The organism is Pseudomonas sp. HD57-3 (assembly GCF_056113135.1).
The window spans coordinates 3,407,841-3,433,538 of sequence record NZ_CM148568.1; the positions used below are offsets into that span (position 1 = coordinate 3,407,841).

General features: G+C 62.2%; 19 protein-coding genes and 1 tRNA gene. 12 read left to right on the plus strand and 8 right to left on the minus strand.

Annotation, left to right across the window (positions count from 1 at the left end; all coding sequences use genetic code 11):
* Nucleotides 1-5 precede the first annotated feature (5 nt).
* Both AC0R79_RS15255 and AC0R79_RS15260 read left to right on the plus strand, forming a co-directional pair.
* Nucleotides 6-1,925: a hybrid sensor histidine kinase/response regulator gene (locus AC0R79_RS15255; RefSeq protein ID WP_127798112.1), complete on the plus strand. Its 1,920-nt coding sequence runs from the start codon at nt 6-8 to the stop codon at nt 1,923-1,925.
* Nucleotides 1,926-1,998: 73 nt separating this feature from the next.
* Nucleotides 1,999-2,535 (plus strand): hypothetical protein, encoded by a 537-nt coding sequence (locus AC0R79_RS15260; RefSeq protein ID WP_007951411.1) that lies wholly within the window; start codon nt 1,999-2,001, stop codon nt 2,533-2,535.
* On the opposite strand, the gene AC0R79_RS15265 is transcribed toward AC0R79_RS15260, so the two are convergent.
* The 4 genes from AC0R79_RS15265 to AC0R79_RS15280 form a co-directional block, all read right to left on the minus strand.
* Nucleotides 2,434-3,897 carry a cation:proton antiporter gene (locus AC0R79_RS15265; protein WP_474730324.1) on the minus strand — a complete coding sequence of 488 codons (1,464 nt, stop codon included), beginning with the start codon at nt 3,895-3,897 and terminating at the stop codon, nt 2,434-2,436. The genes AC0R79_RS15260 and AC0R79_RS15265 overlap by 102 nt on opposite strands.
* A gap of 48 nt (nt 3,898-3,945) precedes the next feature.
* Complete coding sequence (locus tag AC0R79_RS15270) at nt 3,946-4,557, minus strand: Yip1 family protein (protein WP_085603717.1); 612 nt, start codon at nt 4,555-4,557, stop codon at nt 3,946-3,948.
* Between the two features lie 90 nt (nt 4,558-4,647).
* A complete protein-coding gene (locus AC0R79_RS15275) occupies nt 4,648-5,505 on the minus strand; it encodes a glucose 1-dehydrogenase (protein WP_375747098.1) in 858 nt (285 codons plus the stop codon).
* A gap of 95 nt (nt 5,506-5,600) precedes the next feature.
* Nucleotides 5,601-6,749 (minus strand): MalY/PatB family protein, encoded by a 1,149-nt coding sequence (locus AC0R79_RS15280; protein ID WP_474730326.1) that lies wholly within the window; start codon nt 6,747-6,749, stop codon nt 5,601-5,603.
* Between the two features lie 219 nt (nt 6,750-6,968).
* Here AC0R79_RS15280 and fdnG point away from each other — a divergent pair, with 219 nt between their 5' ends.
* Genes fdnG through fdhE form a run of 4 tightly spaced genes read left to right on the plus strand, consistent with a single transcriptional unit; the run spans nt 6,969 to nt 12,564 of the window.
* Complete coding sequence (fdnG, locus tag AC0R79_RS15285; RefSeq protein ID WP_474730327.1) at nt 6,969-10,034, plus strand: formate dehydrogenase-N subunit alpha; 3,066 nt, start codon at nt 6,969-6,971, stop codon at nt 10,032-10,034.
* 14 nt (nt 10,035-10,048) lie between these two features.
* Nucleotides 10,049-10,984, plus strand: a complete 936-nt coding sequence (gene fdxH, locus AC0R79_RS15290) for a formate dehydrogenase subunit beta (RefSeq protein ID WP_474730329.1) — start codon at nt 10,049-10,051, stop codon at nt 10,982-10,984.
* Nucleotides 10,981-11,634, plus strand: coding sequence for a formate dehydrogenase subunit gamma (locus AC0R79_RS15295; RefSeq protein ID WP_085610278.1), 654 nt, complete (start codon nt 10,981-10,983; stop codon nt 11,632-11,634). Before fdxH ends, AC0R79_RS15295 begins: the two co-directional genes overlap by 4 nt.
* Nucleotides 11,635-11,637: 3 nt before the next feature.
* Entirely contained in the window at nt 11,638-12,564 is a 927-nt protein-coding gene (fdhE, locus tag AC0R79_RS15300; protein WP_474730331.1) for a formate dehydrogenase accessory protein FdhE, read from the plus strand.
* 4 nt (nt 12,565-12,568) lie between these two features.
* Here the strand turns inward: fdhE and AC0R79_RS15305 are convergent, their stop codons facing one another.
* Both AC0R79_RS15305 and AC0R79_RS15310 read right to left on the minus strand, forming a co-directional pair.
* Nucleotides 12,569-13,900: an ATP-binding protein gene (locus AC0R79_RS15305; RefSeq protein WP_474730333.1), complete on the minus strand. Its 1,332-nt coding sequence runs from the start codon at nt 13,898-13,900 to the stop codon at nt 12,569-12,571.
* On the minus strand, nt 13,897-14,622 hold the full coding sequence (locus tag AC0R79_RS15310) for a response regulator (RefSeq protein WP_474730334.1): 726 nt from the start codon (nt 14,620-14,622) through the stop codon (nt 13,897-13,899). The genes AC0R79_RS15305 and AC0R79_RS15310 overlap by 4 nt, the downstream gene beginning before the upstream one ends.
* 149 nt (nt 14,623-14,771) lie before the next feature.
* On the opposite strand from AC0R79_RS15310, the gene AC0R79_RS15315 reads away from it, so the two are divergent.
* From AC0R79_RS15315 to AC0R79_RS15335, 5 genes are all read left to right on the plus strand, one after another.
* A complete protein-coding gene (locus AC0R79_RS15315; protein WP_007951398.1) occupies nt 14,772-15,083 on the plus strand; it encodes a hypothetical protein in 312 nt (103 codons plus the stop codon).
* Nucleotides 15,084-15,100: 17 nt separating this feature from the next.
* Entirely contained in the window at nt 15,101-15,781 is a 681-nt protein-coding gene (locus AC0R79_RS15320; protein ID WP_474730337.1) for a DUF3313 domain-containing protein, read from the plus strand.
* A 51-nt stretch (nt 15,782-15,832) separates the two neighbouring features.
* On the plus strand, nt 15,833-17,239 hold the full coding sequence (gene selA / locus AC0R79_RS15325) for an L-seryl-tRNA(Sec) selenium transferase (RefSeq protein WP_474730339.1): 1,407 nt from the start codon (nt 15,833-15,835) through the stop codon (nt 17,237-17,239).
* On the plus strand, nt 17,236-19,146 hold the full coding sequence (gene selB / locus AC0R79_RS15330) for a selenocysteine-specific translation elongation factor (protein WP_474735116.1): 1,911 nt from the start codon (nt 17,236-17,238) through the stop codon (nt 19,144-19,146). Before selA ends, selB begins: the two co-directional genes overlap by 4 nt.
* 6 nt (nt 19,147-19,152) lie before the next feature.
* Nucleotides 19,153-19,248, plus strand: a tRNA-Sec gene (locus AC0R79_RS15335).
* Nucleotides 19,249-19,257: 9 nt separating this feature from the next.
* Here AC0R79_RS15335 and AC0R79_RS15340 read toward each other — a convergent pair.
* Nucleotides 19,258-20,541 (minus strand): OprD family porin, encoded by a 1,284-nt coding sequence (locus AC0R79_RS15340; RefSeq protein ID WP_474730341.1) that lies wholly within the window; start codon nt 20,539-20,541, stop codon nt 19,258-19,260.
* A 99-nt stretch (nt 20,542-20,640) separates the two neighbouring features.
* Nucleotides 20,641-23,262 carry a bifunctional diguanylate cyclase/phosphodiesterase gene (locus AC0R79_RS15345; RefSeq protein ID WP_474730343.1) on the minus strand — a complete coding sequence of 874 codons (2,622 nt, stop codon included), beginning with the start codon at nt 23,260-23,262 and terminating at the stop codon, nt 20,641-20,643.
* Between the two features lie 178 nt (nt 23,263-23,440).
* Between AC0R79_RS15345 and AC0R79_RS15350 the strand changes: the two genes are divergently transcribed.
* Complete coding sequence (locus AC0R79_RS15350; protein WP_474730345.1) at nt 23,441-25,636, plus strand: OsmC domain/YcaO domain-containing protein; 2,196 nt, start codon at nt 23,441-23,443, stop codon at nt 25,634-25,636.
* Nucleotides 25,637-25,698: the final 62 nt, after the last annotated feature.

Here is a 25,698-nt window from a genome sequence, read left to right on the forward strand (position 1 = left end):
GCCTGATGAGCGAGAACAAGAAGTCCGCTGCGATCGAAGAGATGCGCTTTCGTTTGCTGATCGATGCGGTGGTCGATTATGCGATCTACATGATCGACCCCGACGGGATCATTACCAGCTGGAACTCCGGCGCCAAGCGCTTCAAGGGTTACGAAGAAGCGGAGATCCTCGGCGAACACTTTTCCCGGTTCTACACCGATGAAGACCGTGCCAACGGTTTGCCGCAGCGAGCACTCGACACGGCGATCCGCGAAGGCCGGTTCGAGGGTGAAGGCTGGCGGGTACGCAAGGACGGCACGCACTTCTGGTGCCACGTGGTGATCGATCCGATTTTCAGCCCGAGCGGGCAACTGCTCGGGTTTGCCAAGATCACCCGCGACCTGACCGACCGCAAGATGGCCGAAGAAACCCTCAAGCAGAGCGAACAGCAGTTTCGCCTGCTGGTGCAGGGCGTCACCGACTATGCGATCTACATGCTCAGCCCCGAAGGCCGGGTGACCAACTGGAACCCCGGCGCGCAGCGGATCAAGGGTTACAAGCCGGATGAAGTCATCGGCAAGCATTTCTCGATGTTCTACACCCCGGAAGACCGTGAGGCCGGTGAACCCCAGCGTGCCCTGGAAACAGCGGTGCGCGAGGGCCGTTTCGAGAACAAGAGCTGGCGCCTGCGCAAGGACGGCACGCGGTTTCTGGCGCATGTGGTGGTCGATGCGATTCGCGGCGACACCGGCACCTTGCTCGGTTTTGCCAAGATCACCCGCGACGTGACCGAGGCTACCCAGGCGCAACAGGCCCTGGAGAAAACCCGTGAAGCGCTGTTCCAGGCGCAGAAAATGCAGGCTATCGGCCAACTCAGCGGCGGTATCGCGCACGACTTCAACAATCTGCTGACGGTGATCCTCGGCAACCTGGAAATTGTGCGCAAACGCGTAGGCGACGACCCGAAAGTCAGCCGTCTGCTGGAGAACGCCACGCAGGGCGCGTTGCGCGGTGTGTCGCTCACCCAACGCATGCTGGCCTTTGCCCGACGTCAGGAACTCAAGACCGAACCGATCGAAATCCCGAAACTGGTGCAGGGCATCACCGGGCTGTTGCGCAGCTCACTGGGGCCGGGGATCCGCATCGAAACGCAGTTTCCCGAAGACCTGCAAGCGGTGCTGGCCGACAGCAACCAGTTGGAGCTTGCGGTGCTCAACCTGGCGACCAATGCCCGCGACGCCATGCCCGAGGGCGGTAGCGTCACCATCAGTGCCGAACCCGAAGTGGTGCTTGAACAGCACGATTCGACGATGGCGGCCGGGCGCTATGTCTGCCTGAGGGTGACCGATACCGGTGAGGGCATGGACGCTGAAACGCTGGCGTCGGCGACCGATCCGTTTTTCACCACCAAAGGCTTGGGCAAGGGCACCGGGCTGGGGTTGTCGATGGTCCATGGCTTCATCGAACAACTGGGCGGCCGCTTCATTCTGAAAAGCACCCAGGGGCAGGGCACCACCGCTGAACTGTGGTTGCCGGTGGCCGTCGACGGTGTTGTCGCCAAACCGCTTGGCCCGATGGTGTCCACCGATACAGTGCCGCGCCTCAGCGTACTGGTGGTGGACGACGACAGTCTGGTGCGCACCAGCACGGTCCTGCTGCTGGAAGACCTCGGCCATCGGGTGATCAGCGCCACCTCCGGTGCACAGGCGCTGGAGCTGTTCGATCAGGGCGAGGTCATCGATTTGATGATCACCGACATGGCCATGCCGCAGATGAGCGGCGCGCAACTGGCTCATGCCGTGCGCCTGCTCAAGCCGGATCTGCCGATCATCCTCGCCACCGGTTATGCCGAGCGCCTCGAAGGTTTTGCAGCGGGCTTGCCGCGACTGTCGAAACCGTTCAATCAGCTGAATCTTGTAGAGATCATTGCCCAGTCGATGAAGTGAACCGGGGGCACAATCGGGCTGAACTTGTCCGAGACGTGGCGCCTCCAAACGCTTTGTTTCGGAGCGTTCCATCGTGCCACGCATATTGACCCAACCGACCGCCGAAGAGACCCTGAACGAACATAACGCCAAAATGTTCGGTTCACCCAAGGAGCGGCTGGATTTCTACCGACGGGAAATCCAGTACGAAACCAGCATCCTGGCCAACCGCACCGACGCCTACCTGGCGGCGCAATCGTTTCTGGTGATTGCCTTCGCGTCCTGCATGGCCAACCTCAACCCCGAGTGGGGCAAGTTGTTCACCCTGGTGGTGCCACCGTTTCTGGCCTTGCTCGGCCTGCTCAGTTCGCTCAATGCCTGGCCGGGAATTCGTGCCGCCTACGACATCATCGATCATTGGCATTTCAAGCAGAGTGAATTGCTGCGCAGCGAACCCCTGATGGGCCTGGCGTATGACGAATCGCCGCTGTTCAGCGAAATGGAGTCGAGCCACAAGGGGTATCGCAAGTCACTGCTGTTTTCCATTCGTACGCCGTGGATCTTTGCCACGTTCTGGATGTTGCTCGGCAGCTATGCCTTCTACATTCAGGTGACCAACCCGGGCAGTTGAAGCACCACCGTGCTCTTCGGGTTTGCCCGGTTTTTGACGCCGCTCGTAGCGGGCGAGAATCGGCTGGGTGCTGACGCCGTGCAGCAGAATGCTCAGCGCCACCACCGACAGGGTCAGGTCGGTACACAGCGTGGCCACGCTGTCGCCCAGCCCATGGTTCAGCGCATAGAAGAGGTAGAACAGACTGCCGATGCCACGAATGCCGAACCAGCCGATCAGCAATCTTTGGCGTCCCGCCAATAGCGACCCCCACGGCATCAACGCCACGCACACGGGACGAATGACACAGAACAGCACGCCGCCGACCAACAGCGCCCGCCAGTCCCAGTGACTGACCAGCACCACGCCGAGCAGGGTGACCAGAAACACCTCCATCGCCCGCTCGACCAGACTGCCGAAGGCGAGCATGTCGCCCATCATGATGCCGGCGGCCACCTGACTGTCTTCCAGTCGTTCGGTATCGCCGTGCACCGCGTGCTGCGGCTCGACGTTCTGATGGCCGACCACCGGTTGCACCAGATGCTCGGCGGGCGGTTGGTGGGCGCCGGTGGATTTGACTTCCTCCTGCCGCAACCCCAGGCCGGCGGCGAACACCGACAGAAACCCGTAGCCACCGATGGATTCGGCCACCACATAGGCCAGCGCGATCAACGCCAGCGCCAGATAGTCGTTGGGGCTGAGGGTGCTGTCATCGTTGCGGATGCGCAGTGACAAGGTCAGGCGGCCGATGCCGCGGCCCATCCAGTAACCGCAGAGCAATCCGGCGGGCACGGCCCAGAGCAGGCTGCGCAGCACCCAGTCGGGCCATTCGGCGGCAAAACCTTCACCGTTCAGCAGTAACAGGCCGAGGATCACGAAGGGAAAGGCTATCCCGTCATTGAGCCCGGCCTCGCCGGACAGGCCGAAGCGCACGCTGTCGACGTCCCGCGCATCGTTGACCTGTACCAGCGCCGCGAGCACCGGGTCGGTCGGGGCGAGGATCGAACCGATCAGTAACGAAGGCCCCCACGGCATGTGCAGGCCGAAGTGCAACAGCAGGCACACGCCAATGATGGTCAGCACCATCACCGGCCCCGCCAGGCCGAATGCGATCCGCCAGCGCTTGTCGCGCAACGGCAAACGCAGTTTCAAACCGCAGACGAACAGGGAAAACAGCACCGCGACTTCGGTCAGGTGCTCCATCCACTTAGAGGCTTTATCCAGCGGCAACTCCAGCAGATCGAGTCCGACTGGGCCGATGCCGATACCCAGCAACAGACACACCGCTGACGTCGTCACCGGCATCCAGCGCAGGTAGGACGACGTCAGTGCGAGGGTCAGCAGCACGGCGCCGAGCACGGCGACCCAAATGATGAAGGTCACGACGGGCGGCCCGCCGCGCCGGTTGGATGGCGCCGCGACATGACCGGCCTAGCTCACAGGTGTGCGCAGGTATTCCGGCGTCAGCACGTTGAACCACAGCAGAATCATCGACACCAACAACGTCACCAGCACCAGCAGCGCGACACCCCAGACGCTGGCCGAATACAGCAAACCCTGTTCCTTGCGCTCGTGCATGAAAGTCGGCAGGCCGACGAACAGCAGAAACGTCGAATAGATCGAGGCCGCGCCAAGCACCAGCACCGCCAGCCAGCGGCTCGGGTACAGGCCGGCGAGACCGGCAAGGAAAAACGGGGTGACGGTGTACGCCGCGAAACCGATGCACTGGTTGAGCGTCGGCCGGGCATCGAAGGTCCGTGACATCCAGCGGATGAATCCGCCGATAATCGCCACGCCGACCACGATGGTGATGTAGAGCAGGACACTCAGCTGCAAAGCGCTGGCACTGCTGAGCCTGACGGTTTCACCCACTGCCAGGCTCCAGCCGACATAGGTGGTGCCAATGAACAGGCACACCGCCGGGACGAGGGCCAGCAACAACAGGTGAGCAAGGTAATGACGCGGATGCGCCTCTTCTTCGCGGCGGATGTCGGTCCAGGCGAAGTTCGGCTGGGTGAAGAGCTTGACGATAGGTGCGGACATGACGACCTCCTGATCTCTCGCAACCCGAACGGGCCATGAAGGTATGGAGAGGCCGTCTTGCCCAGCGGTTCACTTTTTTCGGCGGACGGTTCAGAGCATCGGTTTGCCGCCGGTCACGCCATAGCGCTGACCGGTGATGTAGCTGGCTTCGTCCGACGCCAGCAGCACGTAGATCGGCGCGACTTCCACCGGTTGGCCGGGCCGCCCGAGTGGCGTTTGCTCGCCGAAGTTCTGCACTTCCTCATCCGGCATGGTCGAGACGATCAGGGGCGTCCAGATCGGCCCCGGTGCCACGCAATTCACGCGGATTTCCCTCGGGCCGAGCATCTGCGCCAGACCGCCGGTGAAATTGGCGATGGCGCCTTTAGTAGTGGCGTAGGCGAGCAGGGTGGGTTTGGGCATGTCCGAGTTGACCGAACTGGTGTTGATGATCGAAGCGCCGGGGCCCATGTGTTTGATGGCGGCCTGACACAGGCGGAAGATCGCGGTGATGTTGACGTCGAAGGTCATCACCCATTCGTCGTCGGGAATCTCCTCGAAAGTTTCGTGGGTCATCTGGAAGGCCGCGTTGTTGACCAGCACGTCGATACGGCCGAAACGCTCGACAGTTTGATCCACCAGCGCCTGGCACTGGGCTTTCTGGGCAATATCACCGGGCAGCAACAGACACTGGCGACCGGCCTGTTCGACCCAGCGCGCAGTTTCCTTGGCATCTTCATGTTCATTCAGATAGGCGACCGCTACGTCAGCACCTTCGCGGGCGAAGGCAATGGCCACCGCACGGCCGATGCCGCTGTCGGCGCCGGTGATCAGGGCGATCTTGCCGGCCAGCCGACCGGAGCCGGTGTAGCTTTGCTCGCCGCAATCGGGGTAGGGCTCCATCTTGCGCTGGGAGCCAGGAACCGGTTGCGCCTGTTTAGGGAACGGGGGTTTTGGATAGTCAGTCATCGTCAATCTCCGGGTCTCAGGGCAGGTAGGCCGGTTGACCCGGCCCGTTTGCGGTGAGTTCGATCGGATTGACGCTTGGGTTTGCCCTGACTTGATTACCGGGACTTGAGGGCCCGTTCCATCCGTGCAATGCCTTCTTCCAGCATCGAACGCGGGCAACCGAAGTTCAGGCGCACGAATTGCTGGCTTTGATCGCCAAAATCCAGGCCTGGGCTGAGGCCGACGCGGGCGTGTTCCAGGAAGAATTTCTGCGGGTCGTCCAGATCCAGCGCCGAGCAGTCGAGCCAGGCCAGGTACGTGCCTTGCGGCACATTGATGGTCACGCCGGGCAAGCGGCTGCGCACGGCGTCCACCAGCCAGTCACGGTTGGCTTGCAGGTAATGTTTCAGCGCTTCAAGCCACGGGCCGGCCTCGCTGTAGGCCACGCGCGTGGCTTCCATGCCCAGCGGGTTGACACTGTCGACCATGCCGCAGCGGGCGTGGTTGACGCGTTCGCGCAGGGCGGCGTCCTGGATGATCATGAACGAGGTCTTGAGGCCGGCAATGTTGTAGGCCTTGCTCGCCGACATCAAGGTGATGGTGCGGCGGGCGATTTCCGGGCTCAGAGACGCGGTCGGAATGTGGACGCGGCCGTCGTAGCACAGTTCGGCGTGGATTTCGTCGGAGATGATCCAGGCGTCCTGCGCCACACAGATGTCCGCCACCGCTTGCAGTTCTTCACGGCCGAAGACCTTGCCGATCGGGTTGTGCGGGTTGCTCAGGAGCAGGGCGCCGCCACCGGTCAGGGATTCGCGCAGTGCGTCCAACGGGGTGGCGTAGGTGCCGTCGGCCTGGGCGTTGAATTCCAGTTCGACCTTGTTCAGGCCCCAATGGCCCGGCGCATGGCGCAGCGGCGGGTAGTTCGGGGTTTGCACCACGACGTTCTGCGGCGGTTGCACCAGCGCCTTGAGCGCCATGTTGAAACCCGATTCCACCCCCGGCAGGAAGATCAGCTCTTGCGGTTTGACCCGCCAGGCGAACTTGTTCCAGAGGTCGGCGACGATGGCCTCGCGCAGGTTGTCCTGGGCCACGCTGTAGCCAACCAATGGGTGCAGCAGGCGTTGTTGCAGCGCCTCGATGACCACCGGCGGCGCGGCGAAATCCATGTCAGCGACCCACATCGGCAACACGTCGGCCGGATAACGGCTCCACTTGGTGCTGCCGGTGTCGTGGCGGTCGAATACCTGATCAAAATCGAAAGTCATGCGCGGTCTCTGAAGGCGGAGATGGGTCGTGCCGGCGATGATAAACCCCCATCCCCTGCGGGCGCGAACTTGTGACCCGAGGGTGGCCGACGGTCGGTTTTCACACAGGCGGCGGGGGCGTTGTCTACAGTGAAAAGGTCGGCACTCGTGTGCCGCAACCGTGATTGTCCAGAACAAACCCGGCACAAGTACCGGGTTCCACCTGATCAGGAGTGCACGATGGATCTCAGCCGTCGTCAGTTCTTCAAGGTCGCCGGTATCGGCCTTGCAGGCTCTAGCCTGGGCGCGTTGGGCATGGCCCCGACGCAGGCCTTCGCCGAGCAGGTGCGCCACTTCAAGCTTGCCCACACCCATGAAACCCGCAACACCTGCCCGTATTGCTCGGTCGGTTGCGGCTTGATCATGTACAGCCAGGGCGATGCCGCGAAGAACGTTGCGCAAAACATCATCCATATCGAGGGCGACGCCGACCACCCGGTCAACCGCGGCACCCTCTGCCCGAAAGGCGCCGGCCTGCTGGACTTCATTCACAGCCCCGGCCGCTTGCAGTACCCGCAGGTGCGCAAGCCCGGCAGCAGCGAATGGACCCGGATCACCTGGGACGAAGCCCTCGACCGCGTCGCCGACCTGATGAAGGCCGACCGCGATGCCAATTTCGTCGAGCAGAACGCGCAAGGGCAGACAGTGAATCGCTGGCTGACCACCGGATTCCTCGCGGCGTCGGCGGCGTCCAACGAAGCGGGTTACATCACCCACAAGGTGGTGCGAAGTCTCGGCATGCTGGGGTTCGATAACCAGGCGCGTGTCTGACACGGTCCGACGGTGGCAAGTCTTGCCCCGACGTACGGCCGTGGAGCCATGACCAACACCTGGACCGATATCGCCAACGCGAATCTGATCCTGGTGATGGGTGGCAACGCAGCAGAAGCCCATCCTTGCGGCTTCAAATGGGTGACCGAAGCCAAGGCGCACAACGCCGCGCGGCTGATTGTGGTCGATCCGAGGTTTACCCGGACCGCGTCCGTGGCCGATTACTACGCGCCGATCCGCACCGGCAGCGACATCGCGTTCATGGGCGGGCTGATCAATTACCTGCTGACCGAGGACAAGATCCAGCAAGAATACGTGCGCAACTACACCGACGTGTCGTTCATCGTCAGAGCCGGTTTCGGCTTCGAGGACGGGCTCTTCACCGGTTACGACGCGGCCAAACGCAGCTACACCGACAAATCCACCTGGGGTTACGAGTTGGGGGATGACGGCTTCGTCAGAGTCGATCCGACCCTGCAGGACCCGCGCTGCGTCTACCAATTGATGAAGCAGCATTACAGCCGCTACAACATCGACCTGGCGAGCCAGATCTGCGGGATGCCGGTCGATGCGATGCAGAAAATCTGGGAGGAAATCGCCACTTGCTCGATCCCGGGCAAGACCATGACCATTCTCTACGCGCTGGGCTGGACCCAGCACTCGATCGGCTCGCAGATCATCCGCAGCGCGGCGATGGTGCAACTGTTGCTGGGCAACGTCGGCATGCCCGGCGGCGGCGTCAACGCCTTGCGCGGACACTCGAATATTCAGGGCCTGACCGACCTCGGCCTGCTGTCCAACGCGCTGCCGGGTTACCTGACCTTGCCGACCGACGCCGAGCAGGATTACGCGGCCTACATCCATAAACGCACCCAGGTTCCATTGCGGCCGGGGCAATTGTCCTACTGGCAGAACTACAGCAAGTTCCACGTCAGCCTGATGAAAGCCTGGTACGGCGCCAATGCCACCGCCGAGAACCAGTGGGCCTACAACTATCTGCCGAAACTCGACATTCCCAACTACGACATCCTCAAGGTGTTCGACCTGATGGGGCAGGGCAAGGTCAACGGCTATATGTGCCAGGGCTTCAACCCGATCGCCGCGTTGCCGGACAAGAACCGGGTGATGGCGGCACTGGCCAAGCTCAAATGGCTGGTGGTGATGGACCCGCTGGCCACCGAAACCTCGCAGTTCTGGGAACACGTCGGGCCATTCAACGATGTGAAGAGCGCCGACATCCAGACCGAAGTCATACGCCTGCCAACGACGTGCTTTGCCGAAGAGGACGGCTCGCTGGTCAACAGCAGCCGCTGGCTGCAATGGCACTGGAAAGGTGCCGACGGCCCCGGCGAGGCGCGCACTGACGTGCAGATCATGAGTGCGCTGTTCCTGCGCCTGCGTGAGCGCTATCAGGCCGAGGGCGGCAAGTTCGCCGATCCGCTGTTGAAACTGTCGTGGCCGTACAAGATCGCCGAAGAACCCTCGCCGGAAGAGATCGCCAAAGAGGTCAACGGCTACGCCACCACTGACTTCACCGACGCCACAGGTGCGGCGATCAAGGGCAATTCGCAACTGGCCGGGTTCGCCCAGCTCAAGGATGACGGCAGCACCGCGTCCGGCTGCTGGATCTTCTGCGGCAGCTGGACCGAAGCCGGCAACCAGATGGCCCGCCGCGACAACAACGACCCGTACGGCATGCACCAGCATCAGGGCTGGGCGTGGGCCTGGCCGGCCAACCGGCGGATTCTCTATAACCGCGCTTCGGCGGACGTCGCCGGCAAGCCGTGGGATCCGAAAAAACGCCTGGTCTGGTGGAACGGCAAGACGTGGGGCGGCACCGACGTGCCGGACTACAAGGCCGACGTACCGCCGGATGCCGGGATGAACCCGTTCATCATGAACCCCGAAGGCGTGGCGCGGTTCTTCGCCGTCGACAAGATGAACGAAGGGCCATTCCCCGAGCATTACGAGCCGTTCGAAACGCCGATCGGCATCAACCCGCTGCATCCGGAAAACAAGAAAGCCACCAGCAACCCGGCGGCGCGGATCTTCGATTCGGTGTGGGACAGCCTCGGCGTGGCCAAGGATTACCCGTATGCAGCGACCAGCTACCGGCTGACCGAGCATTTCCACTTCTGGAGCAAGCACTGCAAGTTGAACGCGATTGCCCAACCCGAGCAGTTCGTGGAAATAGGCGAAGTGCTGGCCAAGGAGAAGGGCATCGCTGCCGGCGACAGGGTGCGGGTCAGCTGCAAGCGCGGGTTCATTGAGGCGGTGGCGGTGGTGACCAAAAGGATCCGGCCGTTGCAGGTCAACAATCAGGTGGTGCACCAGATCGGCATTCCGCTGCACTGGGGTTTCACCGGCCTGACGCGCCACGGTTACCTGACCAACACCCTGGTGCCGTTCCTCGGCGATGGCAATACACAGACCCCGGAATCCAAGTCATTCCTGGTCAACGTGGAGAAGCTCTGATGGAGAATCTTTAGATGGCCAGCCAAGACATCATTGCCCGCTCGGCCACCACGACCCCGGCGCCTTCGATACGCGGCCAGGAACAGGTGGCCAAGCTGATCGACACCACCAAATGCATCGGCTGCAAGGCCTGTCAGGTCGCGTGCTCGGAATGGAACGAGCTGCGCGACGAGGTCGGCCACAACCACGGCACCTACGACAATCCGCAGGATCTGAGCGCCGATTCATGGACGCTGATGCGCTTCACCGAGCACGAAACCGACGCCGGCAACCTCGAATGGCTGATCCGCAAGGACGGCTGCATGCACTGCGCCGAACCCGGTTGCCTGGCGGCGTGCCCCAGCACCGGCGCGATCATCAAGCACGCCAACGGCATCGTCGATTTCGATCAGGATCATTGCATCGGCTGCGGTTATTGCATCACCGGCTGCCCGTTCAACATCCCGCGCATTTCGCAAAAAGATCACAAGGCCTACAAATGCACGCTCTGTTCGGACCGGGTGGCGGTGGGGCTGGAACCGGCCTGCGTGAAAACCTGCCCGACCGGGGCCATCGTATTCGGCACCAAGGACGACATGAAGACCCACGCTGCCGAACGCATCATCGACCTGAAAAGCCGTGGCTTCGACAATGCCGGCCTGTATGACCCGGCAGGCGTCGGCGGCACCCACGTCATGTACGTGCTGCACCATGCGGACACCCCGAAAATCTACGCCGGTCTGCCGGACAATCCCGAGATCAGCCCGCTGGTGGGTCTGTGGAAAGGCATCAGCAAACCGCTGGCGTTGCTGGCCATGGGCGCGGCGGTGCTGGCCGGGTTCTTCCATTACGTGCGGATCGGCCCGAACCGGGTCGAGGAAGATGAACATCCCGAACCGCCCGACACCTCGGTACACGTCGTCGATCCGGCGGTGCACACCTTCGACCCACGCGGGGAGGGCCGGCCATGAGCAACAAGACGATCCTGCGCTACACCGCCAACCAGCGCACCAATCACTGGCTGGTGGCGATTCTGTTCTTCATGGCCGGGCTGTCGGGGCTGGCGCTGTTTCATCCGTCGATGTTCTGGCTGACTAACCTGTTCGGTGGCGGGCCGTGGACGCGGATCCTGCACCCGTTCATGGGCGTGCTGATGTTCGTGTTCTTCCTTGGCCTGGTGTTTCGTTTCTGGCGCTCGAACTTTTTCATCGACAACGACTGGAAATGGCTGCGACGCATCGACCGGGTGCTGGTCAACGACGAGGAAACCGTGCCGGCGGTGGGCAAGTACAACGCCGGGCAAAAGCTGCTGTTCTGGACTTTACTGCTGTGCATGCTCGGATTGCTGTTCACGGGACTGGTGATCTGGCGCGCGTATTTCAGTCATTACTTCGGCATCACCACGATCCGCTGGGCGATGTTGCTGCACGCTCTGGCGGGGTTTGTGCTGATCCTGAGCATCATCGTTCACATCTATGCCGGAATCTGGATCAAGGGCTCGGTGGACGCGATGATGCACGGCTGGGTCAGCCGCGCCTGGGCCAGGAAACACCATGCACTCTGGTATCGCGAGGTGGAAAGCCAAGATCCGCCAGAGCGACCGGTCACAAAAAAGGGCTGACAGTTGCCAACGATCCTTGAACCCGGAGAAATCGAAGCGGCGGCCAGTTCACCGCCGTTTCTGCACCTGCCGCCGCACAACCTGTTCATGCTGCGGGCCCAGCGTCTGGAACGCTTGGCCGAAGAGCATCCGCTGGCCGATTACCTGCGCTTGATCGCCGGTTTGTGCCATGTCCAGCAGCAGATCCTCGATGATCCGCCCTCGACCGCGCCGCTTGATGAACAGCGGCTGGAAGTCTGTCGGCAACACGGCATGCCACCGTTCGCCGCCGACACTTTGATTCGCGAGGACACCTGGCAGCTGTATCTCGAAGCCTTGCTCCAGCGCTATGTCGCCCCCGAGCAACCGGCAGTGGTCGAAGCCGTGACCACGCTGCGCATCGCCAGCCCCGGTCAGCTACGGGCGTGGGCCGTGGCGCTGGTGAGCGGCCAGTATTCGCTGGTGCCGGCGGCGCTGGTGCCGTTTCTCGGGGCGGCGCTGCAAGCGGCGTGGAGTCACTGGCTGCTCAGCGCAGCGAATCTGCAACTGACGCCCGGCGACAGCCTCAGCCAGTGCCCGGCCTGTGGTTCGCCGGCCATGGCCGGGGTGATCCGCCATCGCGGCAAGCACAACGGCCTGCGTTATCTGGTGTGTTCGCTGTGCGCGTGCGAATGGCACGTGGTGCGGGTCAAGTGCGTGTATTGCGAGCAGAGCAAAGGGCTTGAATACCTGAGCCTCGAGGATGACCGCCACGCCGCCAATCAGGCGCCGCTGCGCGCCGAAGTCTGCCCGGGCTGCAACAGCTATCTGAAGTTGCTGTATCTGGAAAACGAAGGGGAGGGCGAGGCGCTGTCGGCGGATCTGGGCAGTCTGTTGCTCGACATGCGCCTGGCTCAGGACGGTTATCAGCGTCTGGCGCCAAATCTGTTGCTGGCGCCCGGCGACGAATAGGCCCTTAGCGATGGGGCAGTTCAACCCGTGCGCGTAATCCACCACTGCGGCGATTGCGCAAACTCAGTTCGCCACCCTGTTCACGAATGATCCCCCGTGCCGCCGAAAGACCCAGCCCGACACCGCCGGTGTCACGGTTGCGCGAGGTCTCGAGACGGAAGAACGGATCGAACACCCGCTCCAGCGCGTCCTCGGCAATCCCCGGTCCCTCATCAATGACCTCGATGCGGATCGACGTGTCATCGCTGCTCAGCACCACGCTCGGGCGCTGACCGTATTTCACGGCGTTATCCAGCAGATTGACGATGACCCGCTTGATGCCCAGTGGCCGGCCGTCGTACACCACATGCGCCGGGCCGGTGAAGTCGATGTCGAGGTGCTGATCGCGGTAGTCATCGACGATGGTTTGCAGCAACTCCGACAGATCGAACGCCGTGGATTGCTCCAGGTGGGTGTCTTCACGAAAAAACGCCAGGGCGGCGTTGATCATCGATTGCATTTCCTCGATGTCGCGGATCAGTTTGCCCTGATGGTCGAGGTCTTCCATGAATTCGCTGCGCAGACGCATCCGGGTCAGCGGGGCGCGCAAGTCGTGGGAGATGGCGGCGAGCATGTGGGTGCGTTCGCCAATGAAATGCTGGATCTGCGCCTGCATCGTGTTGAAGGCGACGATGGCCTGACGGATTTCGTGCGGGCCTTCGAGATGGATCGGCGGCGCTTTCAGGTCCCCACCAAAACGCCGCGCCGCATGGGCAAAGCGCTGTAACGGCTGGGCCAGTTGACGTGTGGCGAGCCAGGCGACCAGCAGCGTGGCGACTAGCCCCAAGGCAACGATCACGGCAATCCGCACGTTCAGGCTCAAGCCCCAACTGCGCTCCGGCGGTGTGAACGACAGCCAGCTGTCATCCGCCAACCGCACCAGTGCCATGTAATGCGCGCGAGGGCTGCCGGCGGGCCAGTCGTCGGGGTTGAACACGTCGATCTGTCGGTCATCGCCGAGCAACTGCCGCAGCGCCGGCACTTTTCCGGCTTCGACCTGTTCGCCTTCCCCCGGCAGACCGAAGTCGACCCGACGGGGTTTCCACACCACTTCAAGCATCGGGCTGCTGGCGGCACTGGCCAGTTGTGGGCGCAAAATTGCCGGCGCGGCCTCGATCACTCGCGTAGTGGCGGCGATCTGTTCCAGCAGCCCGGTGCGCTCGATCGGCGGTCGGGCCCAGATGCCGGCGACCTGAACGAACAGCGCATTGAGCAGCAGCGAAGCGAGCATGGCCGCGACGATCGTCAGGGCAATCCGCCGACTGAGGGTGTCGCGTCGCAGCATCCGGCCGATCATGAGCGGCTGACCTTGGCGGTGAACATGTAACCGCCGTTGCGCACGGTGCGGATCAGGTCCGGGCGTTTGCTGTCCGGTTCGATCTTGCGGCGCAGCCGACTGATCTGCACATCGATGCTGCGGTCATAGGCGTCGTGGCCCTGGCCGTGGGTCAGGTCGATCAATTGTTCGCGGGTCAGGATGCGTTGCGGATGTTCGAGCAACACCAGCAGCAGGTCGAATTCGCCGGCGGACATCGGAATCATCACGCCTTCGGGCGAGCGCAGTTCACGGCAGGTGATGTCCAGATGCCAACCGGCGAAGGCCATGACTGGTCGTGAAGGCTCGCCAATCGACGGGGTGTTGTCACCGACCCGACGTTGCAGGGCGCGCACCCGGGCCAGCAGTTCCTGTGGGGCGAAGGGTTTGGTCAGGTAGTCGTCGGCCCCAAGCTCCAGGCCGACAATCCTGTCGCTCAGCTCGGCCATGGCCGTGAGCATGATGATCGGGATGCCCATCTGCGCCCGGACTTTCTGGCACAGGCTGAGGCCACCCTCGCCGGGCAGCATCAGGTCGAGGATGATCGTGTCCGGCCGTGCCTGCGCAATAGCCGCCCACATGGCCTCGCCATGGGCGGCGACATCGACCTGATAGCCGTGCTGAACGAAGAACTTCTTCAGCAAGGACAGAATTTCCCCGTCGTCATCGACGATCAGCAATCTGCTCACGTTTGCGCAATCCATGAACCCAAAAGAAGCGCATCTAAAACCATTTCGATGCGCCGGTCATATATTTCAATCCTGCAACATTCCTTCAGCGCGGACATCAGCCGGACATCGTCGGGCAAACATCCGCAGGCACTCTGCACGCCTTCCAACCAAGGGGGCTCAACATGAAGGACATGAACAGCGGCTACATCACCCGGGACCATGGCGCCGTGCGCCCGTTGATCCTGACCCAGCGCACCACCGCACCGGGCCCTGACACGCCGATCCTGTTCCAGGAGACGTGCCTGGGGCTGGCCAACGATCAGAGCCAGTTGATCCTGCGCCGCTATTTCGAACGATTCAGCCCGACCGAAGCCCATTGGGTCGAATACCTGCACACGATTCCTACCGCCGAATTCATCCAATGGATCATGACCCACGGCCAGTTGCGCATCGAATGCTCAGACAACACCCCGCACAACCACGTCCACGCTTGAAAAAGGAAACACCCTCGATGAGTAACCATCGCTCACTGGCCGTGTTGTTTGCCGCCACCCTCAGCCTGTCGGCGTGCAGCAGCAAAAAGCTTCCGACCGAGCCGCAGGCCGGGTTTCTACGGGATTACAGCGTGCTCAAGGAAGGGCAGACCGCTTCGAGGCAGAAGATTCTGAGCTGGGTCAGCCCGACATTGGCCAGAGGCCGTTACACCCAGGTTTACCTGGCGCCGAGCGAGTTTTATCCACGGCCCCAGCCTTCGCCGCGCATTCCCCAAAGCACCTTGTCGGGCGTGACGCATTATTACGACGCTGCCCTCAGGCTGGAGCTGGGCAAGGTGCTGCCGCTGGTGTCGAAACCCGGCCCGAACACGCTGATCGTCAAACCGGCCATCACCCAGGTCGCCGCCAGCACTCAGGGTTTGCGCTTTTATGAATGGCTGCCGGTGACGCTGGTCGCGGCCGGTGTGAGCACCGCTACAGGCATTCGTGACCGGGACAGTGAGATCGCCACGGAAGTGTCCTTCGAGGACGGTTCGACCGGGGAGGTCGTGGCCGAGGTGGTGCGCAAGGGCAAGGGCGTGCCGCTGGAGAACGACAAACAGGTCATGACGCCCGATAACGTCAAGGCCGTACTCGATGGCTGGGCCACGGACCTGAGTCAAACCTATGTGCCGGTTCAGAGGGCCGCGCTGCGCTAGAAGCAGGGTGGTCTAACATCATCAGGCGTATTTCGATTTCGGGAGTGCCTGATGTCCGTAAGTGTTGCCCTGCGGTTACCGTCGATTGACAGCCTGTTGCGCCACCCGGCGTGCCAGCCATTGGCCGAGCGTTATGGGCGTGAGGCGCTGTTGACGGGGTTTCGCCAGTTACTGGATGACTTGCGCGAAGCCGTGGTGGCGGGGCAACTGACCGCCGTTGAAATCAGCCCTGAAGCGCTGGCCGGGAGAGTCGCCGAACGTCTGGCGCTGAAGCAGCGCAGCCAGGTGCGCCGGGTGTTCAATCTGACCGGCACCGTGCTGCACACCAACCTCGGCCGGGCCTTGTTGCCCGAAGAAGCCATTGAAGCGGTGCAACTGGCGGCGCGCTATCCCTTGAATCTGGAGTTCGATCTGGCCAGCGGCAAGCGCGGTGACCGCGACGACCTGATCGAAGGCCTGATCCGCGAACTGACCGGCGCCGAAGCCGTGACCGTGGTCAACAACAATGCCGCCGCCGTGCTGCTGACCCTCAACAGCCTCGGCGCGCGCAAGGAAGGCATCATTTCCCGGGGCGAGCTGATCGAGATCGGCGGCGCGTTCCGCATACCCGACATCATGAGCCGCGCCGGCGTGCGCCTGCACGAGGTCGGCACCACCAATCGCACCCACGCCCGCGACTACGAGGCGGCAATCGGCCCACGCAGCGGCCTGATCATGCGCGTGCACGCGAGCAACTACAGCATCGAAGGCTTCACCGCCCGGGTGCCGACCGCCGAACTGGCGGCGTTGGCCCATCGGCATGACCTGCCTCTGCTGGAAGACCTTGGCAGCGGCAGTCTGCTGGACCTGACCCGCTGGGGCCTGCCGGCGGAACCGACGGTGCGTCAGGCGCTGCTTGATGGCGCCGACATCGTCACCTTCAGCGGCGACAAACTGCTCGGCGGGCCGCAGGCGGGAGTGATCGTCGGGCGCAAGGACCTGATCGCGAAGATCAAGAAGAACCCGCTGAAACGCGCGTTGCGGGTCGACAAACTGACCCTGGCCGCACTCGAAGCGGTGCTCGGACTCTATCGCGACCCTGATCGTCTGGCCGAACGCTTGCCGAGCCTGCGTTTGCTGACCCGCCCGCAAGCCGAGATTCTGGCCCAGGCCGAACGCTTGCAACCGGCCTTGGCCGAATTGTTGGGCGAGGGCTGGATCGTCACGGCGCAGACCGCGTTGGGCATGATCGGCAGCGGCAGCCAACCGGTGGCGCGTCTGCCAAGCGCGGCATTGTGCCTGCGCCCGCAAGTATCGAAGCGCCTGCGCGGGCGTTGCCTGCTGAATCTGGAAGCCGCGCTGCGCGCCTTGCCGATCCCGGTACTCGGACGCATTGATGACGATGCGTTGTGGCTGGATCTGCGGCAACTCGACGATGAGCCGGCGTGGCAGGCGCAACTCGGGCAGTTGCCAACGTGATCGTCGGCACGGCAGGGCACATCGACCACGGCAAGACGTCACTGCTCGAAGCGCTGACCGGGCAAACCGGCGACCGCCGCCCGCAGGAACGCGAGCGCGGGATGACCATCGACCTCGGTTATCTGTACGCAGAACTGGCGCCCGGCGCCGAGCTGACCGGTTTCATCGACGTGCCGGGCCATGAGAAATTCACCCACAACATGCTCGCCGGCGCGCAAGGCATCGATCTGGTGTTGCTGGTGGTGGCGGCGGATGACGGCGTGATGCCGCAGACCCGCGAACATCTGGCGATTGTCGAACTGCTGGGCATTCCACGGGCGCTGGTGGCGATCACCAAATGCGACCGGGTCGAGGCGGGCAGGGTGGAAGAGGTTCGCCGGCAAGTTGAAAGCCTGCTGTCGTCCGGGCCCTATGCCGAAGCGCCGCTGCTGACGGTTTCCAGCGTGACGGGCGAGGGCGTCGATGCGCTGCGCCAGACATTGCTGGAGATAGACGCAGAGGAGCGCAGTCGCGAAGGCGGATTTCGCCTGGCCATCGACCGGGCGTTCAGTGTCGCCGGCGCCGGTATCGTGGTGACGGGGACGGCGCTTTCGGGCTCGGTCGCCGTGGGTGACAAACTCAGCCTCGGCCCGGCGGGCAAAACCGTGCGGGTCAGGGGCCTGCACGCGCAGAATCAGGCTGCCGAACAAGCGTTCGCCGGCCAGCGCGTGGCCCTGAACATCAGCGCGGATCGTCTGGAACTCGGACAGATCCATCGCGGCCAATGGTTGCTCGCCGAATGGCTGCACGCACCGACCCAGCGGCTGGACATCGAATTCCGGCTGCTGCCGGGCGAGCGGGTTTTCCAGCACTTCCAGCCGGTGCACCTGCATCTCGGCACTCAGGACGTGATCGCCCGGGTCGCCTTGCTGGAGGGTTCAAGCCTGGCACCCGGCGAGCGCATGTTTGCGCAACTGCTGACGAACGTCCCGGTGCAGGGCGTCCACGGTGATCCGCTGATCCTGCGTGATGCCAGCGCCCAGCGAACGCTCGGCGGCGGGCGCGTGCTTGATCCCTTCGCCCCGGCCCGCCAACGGCGCAGTCCGGAACGGCTGGCGCAACTGCGTGTGCTGGCGATCAGCTCCGAGCTGGAACAGGCATTGCCGACGCTGCTGGAATACAGCGAAAGCGGCCTCGATCCGCAGCGCCTGGAGCGGCAGTTCAATCGTCCGCGTGACGGCTGGACGCTGCCGGACAACGTCCGCCTGATCGAAACCCGTCAGGGTCCGGTGCTGTTCAATGCGCAGCGCTGGGGCATGCTCAAGTTCACTTTGCTGGAACAGCTGGCGCGCTTTCATGAGCTGGAGCCCGACCAAATGGGCCCGGACCGTGATCGCCTGCGGCGTTTCAGCGGTTTGAGCCTCGAACGCGCGACCTTTATCAGCCTGCTGGAAGAGTTACTCGGCGCCGGCTCACTGGTCGCCAGCGGTCCGTGGCTGCATTTGCCCGACCATCAAGTGCGTCTGAGCGCCGACGACGAAACCCTGTGGCAGGCGCTGCAGCCATTGTTCGAACAGGCCGGTTTCGATCCACCGTGGGTACGCGACGTGGCGAAAGTCGTCGGTCAGGAAGACGCGATCGTGCGTTTGCTGCTGCGCAAACTCGCGCGTCTTGGCGTGATGCATCAAGTGGTGCGTGACCTGTTTGTCACGGACATCACGCTGCGGCAAATGGCGGCGGTGCTGCTGCGCCTGGCCGAAGAAAATCCGCAGATCGAAGTCACGGCATTCCGCGATGCGCTAGGCTTGGGACGCAAGCGCAGTATTCAGATCCTCGAATACTTCGATCGGCTGGGCCTGACCCGGCGCGTCGGTGAAGGCCGGCAAATCCGTACCGACAGTGCGCTGGCCAACCCCGGCGCCGACTGAGTTCAAGGAAGGCAATCGCGCCCGGTGGCGCGGCCGGGCTTCAAACCCGGTTGGGGACGGCATCCGTTCCCGGGCAGGTTCGACTCCGGCTGCCTTCCGCCAATTTCCCCTTCAAAACCCCAGCGGGTACTGGATCACCAGGTAGATCCGGTCGATGTCATCGCCCGCCTGAGCGCTGTTGGCCCGGTGCGAAACGTGGGACAGCTGCAGCGACAGATCCTTGGCCGCGCCGGACTGGACGATGTAGCGCAGATCGATGTCGCGTTCCCAGTGTTTGCCGCCGTCCCCTTGCTGCGGCTGGTACTGACCGCTGTCCGCGTCGAACGGGTTATAGGCGCCGCCCTTGGGCGCGTGGGTGCCGTCGATGTGGCTGCCGGCGACGTAGCGGGTCATGAAATTCAGCCCCGGAATACCGAAGGCGCCGAGATCCAGGTCGTAACGCGCTTGCCAGGAGCGCTCGTGGGCGCCGTTGAAGTCGGCGTATTTGATCGAGTTGGCCAGGTAGATCGAGTCGCCACCGACGAAATCGAACGGCGTGTCGCCATTGATGCGTTGCCATCCAAGCATCACCGCGTGGGCACCGAAGGTGTATTTGCCCGAGAGGCTGAACGCGGTGTTGTCGATGTCGCCGGCCAGTGCCTGACCTGTGTCGCGGGTGTGGTAGACGTTGGCGTCGAGCAACAGACCGGACTGCTTGAAATGCAGGTTGGCGTAGTACTGGCGCCAGGTGTCGCTCAGATCGGACGCATACAACGCGCCGCCCACCGGGCTGTCGCTGAACAGGTCGGTGCCGATGAAACTGATGCTTTCGCCTTGGGTACTGGCGCCATAGCCCTGAAAGTCGCCTCTGCCGGAGGAGCTGTCCTGGTTCTTGAACGCCGTGAATCGCCCGGCGACAAGGCGCGCGTTATCGAACTCATGGCTGTCGAGCAGAAAACCCGTGGCGTATTCCGGTTGCAGGCGTTTGTCCGAGGTGTCGAACACCGGCGTTTCCACGGTCATTTCACCGAAGGCGAGGGTGGTTTTCGAAGTCTTCAACTTCAGCGCACCACCGGCGCTGGAATAGTCGCTTTCGCTACGGCCGTCACTGTCCACCGGCAACAGTCCCGTGCCGGAGTGCCCTTTGCCACCATCGAGTTTCAGACCATAAAAGGCATGGGCATCGAGGCCAAACCCGACGCTTCCCTCCGTGAAACCGGATGCGAAAGTGCCGATAAACCCTTGAGCCCATTCCTGTTTGTAGTTTTTACCGGCGGGCGAGGGCGAGCGATAGTCGTTGCTCAGGTAGAAATTGCGGCTGAGCACTTCGGTCTTGGCGTCGTCGAGAAAACCGCTGGCGAATGCCGAGTCGGCCATTGCGCAATACAACAGTGCCAGGGCGAAACGCGGTTGCATGAAACCTTTCATGTGTCAGTGACCGGCCGTGAGGGAAGTCGCCGGATACTGAAGCAAACCGTCGCGCCGCGATTGAGCGGATGTGCTGAGTCAGCGTCCTCAGGTAACCCGGCCTTTTCGCTGTCTGGAAGGATCGACAGCAGCGGCTCTTGATGTTTGCAGAAGACTGGCGAAGGCCGCCTTGTCGATCGGGCGACTCATGTAATAACCCTGGACTTCGTTGCATTGATCCTTGCCCAGGATGTCCAGTTGTTCCTCGGTTTCGACGCCTTCGGCGGTCACGGTCAGCCCCATCGCTTTACCCAGTCCGATGATCGCCTGCACCACCGCCCGATCATTGGCGCCGGTGCTGATGGAGGCAATGAAACGTTTGTCGATCTTGATGCCATCGAACGGGTAGGCGCGCAGATAGCCAAGGGAAGAATAACCAGTGCCGAAGTCATCCATGTTCAGGCGCACGCCCAGTTCCTTGAGCGCGGTCATGGTGGTCAACGCGCCGTCCGTGTCGTTGAGCATTACGTTCTCGGTGATTTCCAGCTCCAGCCGGCTGGCCGGGAAGCGAGTGCCGACCAGCACTTCGCGTACATCTTCGACCACATCGCTGATCGCAAACTGCGCAGGTGACAGGTTGACCGACAGGAGAATGTCCGCCGGCCAGGTCAGTGCCGTTTCACAAGCCTCACGCAGGACCCAGCGACCCAAGGGAACAATCAGGTCTGTCTGTTCGGCCAGCGGAATGAACAAATCCGGCCCGAGCAACCCTTTGGCAGGATGCTGCCAGCGCACCAGAGCCTCGACCGAGACGATCTCCTTGCCATCGACTTTGTATCGGGGTTGATAGTGCAGCACGAACTCATTGTTCGTCAGGGCCCTTCGAAGGTCGTCCTCCATCTGCCGGCGGGTCTGGATCTGATCGCTCATGTGCGCTTCGAAATAGCACCAGGTGTTCTTGCCTTCGGATTTGGCCTGGTACAGCGCAATGTCTGCGCAGCGGATCAGCTCGCTGGCCACGTACCCATGACGCCGGCTCAGGGCGATGCCGACACTGGCGCCGATGTGCAACGGTTGCTGTTCGAAGAGGATGGGCTGATGCAGGCTGCCGATCAGGCGTGTGCAGAATCTGTCGATCTCCTGATGCGTGTCCATGCCGCAGAGCACAACGACGAATTCATCACCGCCCAGACGGGCGACGATATCGTGGTCGCGCGTGCATTCGCGCAGTCGGCCGGCAACCTCCTGCAAAACAGCATCGCCGGCCGGGTGGCCGAGCGAATCGTTGATCGGTTTGAAATTGTCCAGGTCAATCATCAGCACCGATAAAGGCGGAGCGTGCTCCTTGAGCAACAGGGCGTCATCCAGATAGCGCGACAGTTTGTTGCGGTTGGGCAGTCCCGTCAGCGCGTCATGCAAGGACAGATGCTGGATTTGCGCATGGGCGGCGACTTCATCGGTAATGTCACTGGCCGTGCCGCGATAGCCGACCGCTGTCGCACTTTCCACGATGGGCCGGGCCGAAAGGCGGCAGTGGCGCTGTTGCCCCTTGCGGTCGCGATAGGTGCAGCGCAGGTCGCTGGCATTGCTTTCCTCATCCAGTTTTTTCAGCCACAGATCCAGCGGCGTGGTGTCGCAGACCAGCAAGTGCCCGATGTGTTTCCCGATCCATTGGGCCTGCGGATAGCCGGTGACCGCACTGAACCGGGTCGACAGATAGGTGATGGACAACGCTTCATCCACTTCCCAGATCCAGTCGGACGCGGCTTCGGCCACCGCCCGGAAGCGCTCCTCGCTGGCTTCCAGTGCGCGGTTGGACGCCAGCAGTGCCTGATTCGAGGCCTGCATCGCTTCAAAGCTGTTATCGACATAGCGCGAGGAACGCAATGCATGGCGAAAGAACCAGGCCGTCAGCGCCATCAACACAATCAAGGCGGAGCCGAGGGTGGGCAACAATGACCACAGCAGATGCAGGCCCGGTCGCTCCAGATCCGCAACGAGGCTGTATCCGGTGCTGTCCAGCGGGACGCGGGGCTGGCCCGGATCGATGCTGTCGTCCGGTGCCAGCGACAGATTGTTCAGCCCGTACCCGCTGCCGATCTTGCGCAACTTGGTGGGTGTCAGTTTGTCGACGAATACCAGTACCGAGGTCTTTTGTGGATCGCCTACCGGGCGCTCATCGTTGGGAAGGATCGCCGCTGCGGTGACCAACGCCGGCCATTCTTCAAACAATGAATAAGTACTGACGGGCTTGGTCAGGTCGGGCTGACTCTGCACTTGCTCAACCAGACTGTTCGCCGAAAGCTGCAGGAACTGGGGCATTTGCGCATCGAGCATTTGCCCGCGAACGACGGCGTATTTGGTGCGTTCCCGATCCAGCACGAACAGACCGTCATAGCCGTCGCTGGTAAACAGGGTCTTGCCCATGTTCTGCTCGGTGTACGCCCAGTTCGTGTCGACCGTGTCGCTCAGACGTTCATAGGCTGTTGTCCAGTAGGCGTAACTGGTGATGTAGTTCTTGGAAGCAGTAATCCGGTTTTCCAGCGCCCGGCCCGAATAGAACCGGACGTCATTGACGTCATCCTCATCCAGTTGAGTGGCAATGCCGAGCAACGCAGCGGTCGCCGCCATCACTCCGGCAATGAACAGCGCGCCCACCGCAATGGCCAGACGCCGGGTAACAGAGCCCTGCAGGGTGGGTAACGACGTCGCGCGGCTGGAAATGTCCATTTGCTCGTCCTTGATCCGGTATCTGTTCAATCTAGAACATCTCCAGCCTCGGGATGTTCAGAAGTTGTGCCAAGCGTGTCGAACCGCTCAGGTCCCGTTGCGCAAAAGCACAAGACTTCACGCTCAAAAGCCGGATAATGGCGGCCAATTTGTTTAGCCCGCTATTCTGGTAACCCGCATGGAAATCAAGGTCAATTTTCTCGACAACCTCCGACTCGAAGCCAAGTTCGATGACTTCACGGTGGTGGCCGACCAACCGATCCGTTACAAGGGCGATGGCTCTGCACCGGGTCCGTTCGACTATTTCCTGGCGTCGTCGGCCTTGTGCGCGGCTTACTTCGTAAAGTTGTACTGCAGCACCCGCAACATCCCGACCGAAAACATTCGTCTGTCGCAGAACAACATCGTCGATCCGGAAAACCGCTACAACCAGATCTTCAAGATCCAGGTCGAGCTGCCGGCGGACATCTCCGAGAAGGATCGCCAGGGTATCCTGCGCTCGATCGACCGTTGCACGGTGAAGAAGGTGGTGCAGGCCGGGCCTGAGTTCGTGATCGAGGAAGTCGAGAACCTCGACGCCGATGCCCAGGCCCTGCTGATGCCGGCCTCCACGTCCGGCGCGGGCACCTGCATTGCCGGCAAGGACCTGCCGCTGGAACAGACCATCGCCAACATGTCGGGGATTCTGGCCGACCTGGGCATGAAGATCGAAATCGCTTCGTGGCGCAACATCGTGCCTAACGTCTGGTCGCTGCACATCCGCGATGCGCAGTCGCCGATGTGTTTCACCAATGGCAAGGGCGCGACCAAAGAGGGCGCGCTGGCCTCGGCGCTGGGCGAGTTCATCGAGCGGCTCAACTGCAACTTCTTCTATAACGATCAGTTCTGGGGCGAAGACATCGCCAATGCCGAATTCGTGCATTACCCGGACGAGCGCTGGTTCAAACCGGGCGCCAAAGATGAGTTGCCTGCAGAAATTCTCGACGAATACTCCCTGGGCATTTACAACCGCGACGGCGAACTGCGCGGCTCGCACCTGTACGACACCAACTCCGGCAACACCCAGCGCGGCATCTGCTCGCTGCCGTTCGTGCGTCAGTCGGACAACGAGGTCGTGTACTTCCCGTCCAACCTGATCGAAAACCTGTTTCTCAGCAACGGCATGAGCGCCGGCAACACCCTGGCCGAAGCGCAGGTGCAGTGCCTGTCGGAGATCTTCGAGCGGGCGGTCAAACGCGAAATCCTCGAAGGCGAAATGGCCCTGCCGGATGTACCGCAAGAGGTGCTGGCGAAGTACCCGGGCATCCTCGCCGGGATCAAGGCGCTGGAAGAGCAGGGCTTCCCGGTGCTGGTCAAGGACGCGTCGCTGGGCGGTGAATTCCCGGTGATGTGCGTGACGCTGATGAACCCGCGCACCGGCGGTGTGTTCGCCTCGTTCGGCGCGCACCCGAGCTTCGAAGTGGCGCTGGAACGCAGCCTCACCGAGTTGCTGCAAGGCCGCAGCTTCGAAGGCCTCAACGATCTGCCGCAGCCGACCTTCTCGGGCCAGGCCGTGACCGAACCGAACAACTTCGTCGAGCACTTCATCGATTCCAGCGGCGTGGTGTCGTGGCGTTTCTTCAGCGCCAAGGCAGACTTCGAATTCGTCGAGTGGGATTTCTCCGGCAACGGCGAAAACTCCAACGCCGAAGAGGCCGCGACACTGTTCGGCATCCTTGAAGACATGGGCAAGGAAGTCTACATGGCGGTCTACGAGCACATCGGCGCCAAGGCGTGCCGCATTTTGGTGCCGGATTATTCGGAGATCTATCCGGTAGAAGACCTGATCTGGGACAACACCAACAAAGCGCTGCAATTCCGTGCCGACATCCTCAACCTGCACAACCTGAGCAAGGTCGGTCTGCGCAATCTCGCCAAAGGCCTGGAACACAGCGAGTTGGACGATTACACCGACATCACCACGCTGATCGGCATCGAGTTCGACGACAACACGCCATGGGGCAAGTTGACCATCCTCGAACTGCGCCTGCAGATCTACCTCGCCTTGCAGAAGTACGAGCAGGCCAAGGATCTGGTCGAAGCCTTCCTGCAATACAACGACAACACCGTCGAGCGCGGCTTGTTCTATCAGGCGGTCAACGTGGTGCTGGAAATGGAGCTGGACGAGGATCTGGAGCTGGAAGACTACGAAGCCAACTTCCGCCGCATGTTCGGCGACGAGCGTATGGATGCAGCGATCGGCTCGGTCAACGGCAGCGTGCGCTTCTACGGCCTGACGCCGACCAGCATGAAGCTGGAAGGGCTGGATCGCCATCTGCGCCTGATCGAAAGCTACAAAAAACTGCACGCAGCGCGGGCCAGCTTCGCGGGTTGATTCGTTTGGCGGCACGCACAAAAAAAGCACCTTCGGGTGCTTTTTTTGTGGTCGTCAAATGG

What these genes read in the sequence shown, in the direction of transcription:
- AC0R79_RS15345 (WP_474730343.1), bottom strand. Translation starts at nt 23,262, where the DNA reads ATGGACATTTCCAGCCGCGCGACGTCGTTACCCACCCTGCAGGGCTCT.
- AC0R79_RS15320 (WP_474730337.1), top strand. Translation starts at nt 15,101, where the DNA reads ATGAGTAACCATCGCTCACTGGCCGTGTTGTTTGCCGCCACCCTCAGC.
- AC0R79_RS15350 (WP_474730345.1), top strand. Translation starts at nt 23,441, where the DNA reads ATGGAAATCAAGGTCAATTTTCTCGACAACCTCCGACTCGAAGCCAAG.
- AC0R79_RS15255 (WP_127798112.1), top strand. Translation starts at nt 6, where the DNA reads ATGAGCGAGAACAAGAAGTCCGCTGCGATCGAAGAGATGCGCTTTCGT.
- AC0R79_RS15275 (WP_375747098.1), bottom strand. Translation starts at nt 5,505, where the DNA reads ATGACTGACTATCCAAAACCCCCGTTCCCTAAACAGGCGCAACCGGTT.
- AC0R79_RS15315 (WP_007951398.1), top strand. Translation starts at nt 14,772, where the DNA reads ATGAAGGACATGAACAGCGGCTACATCACCCGGGACCATGGCGCCGTG.
- AC0R79_RS15270 (WP_085603717.1), bottom strand. Translation starts at nt 4,557, where the DNA reads ATGTCCGCACCTATCGTCAAGCTCTTCACCCAGCCGAACTTCGCCTGG.
- selA (WP_474730339.1), top strand. Translation starts at nt 15,833, where the DNA reads ATGTCCGTAAGTGTTGCCCTGCGGTTACCGTCGATTGACAGCCTGTTG.
- AC0R79_RS15310 (WP_474730334.1), bottom strand. Translation starts at nt 14,622, where the DNA reads ATGGATTGCGCAAACGTGAGCAGATTGCTGATCGTCGATGACGACGGG.
- AC0R79_RS15280 (WP_474730326.1), bottom strand. Translation starts at nt 6,749, where the DNA reads ATGACTTTCGATTTTGATCAGGTATTCGACCGCCACGACACCGGCAGC.
- AC0R79_RS15340 (WP_474730341.1), bottom strand. Translation starts at nt 20,541, where the DNA reads ATGCAACCGCGTTTCGCCCTGGCACTGTTGTATTGCGCAATGGCCGAC.
- AC0R79_RS15295 (WP_085610278.1), top strand. Translation starts at nt 10,981, where the DNA reads ATGAGCAACAAGACGATCCTGCGCTACACCGCCAACCAGCGCACCAAT.
- fdxH (WP_474730329.1), top strand. Translation starts at nt 10,049, where the DNA reads ATGGCCAGCCAAGACATCATTGCCCGCTCGGCCACCACGACCCCGGCG.
- AC0R79_RS15305 (WP_474730333.1), bottom strand. Translation starts at nt 13,900, where the DNA reads ATGATCGGCCGGATGCTGCGACGCGACACCCTCAGTCGGCGGATTGCC.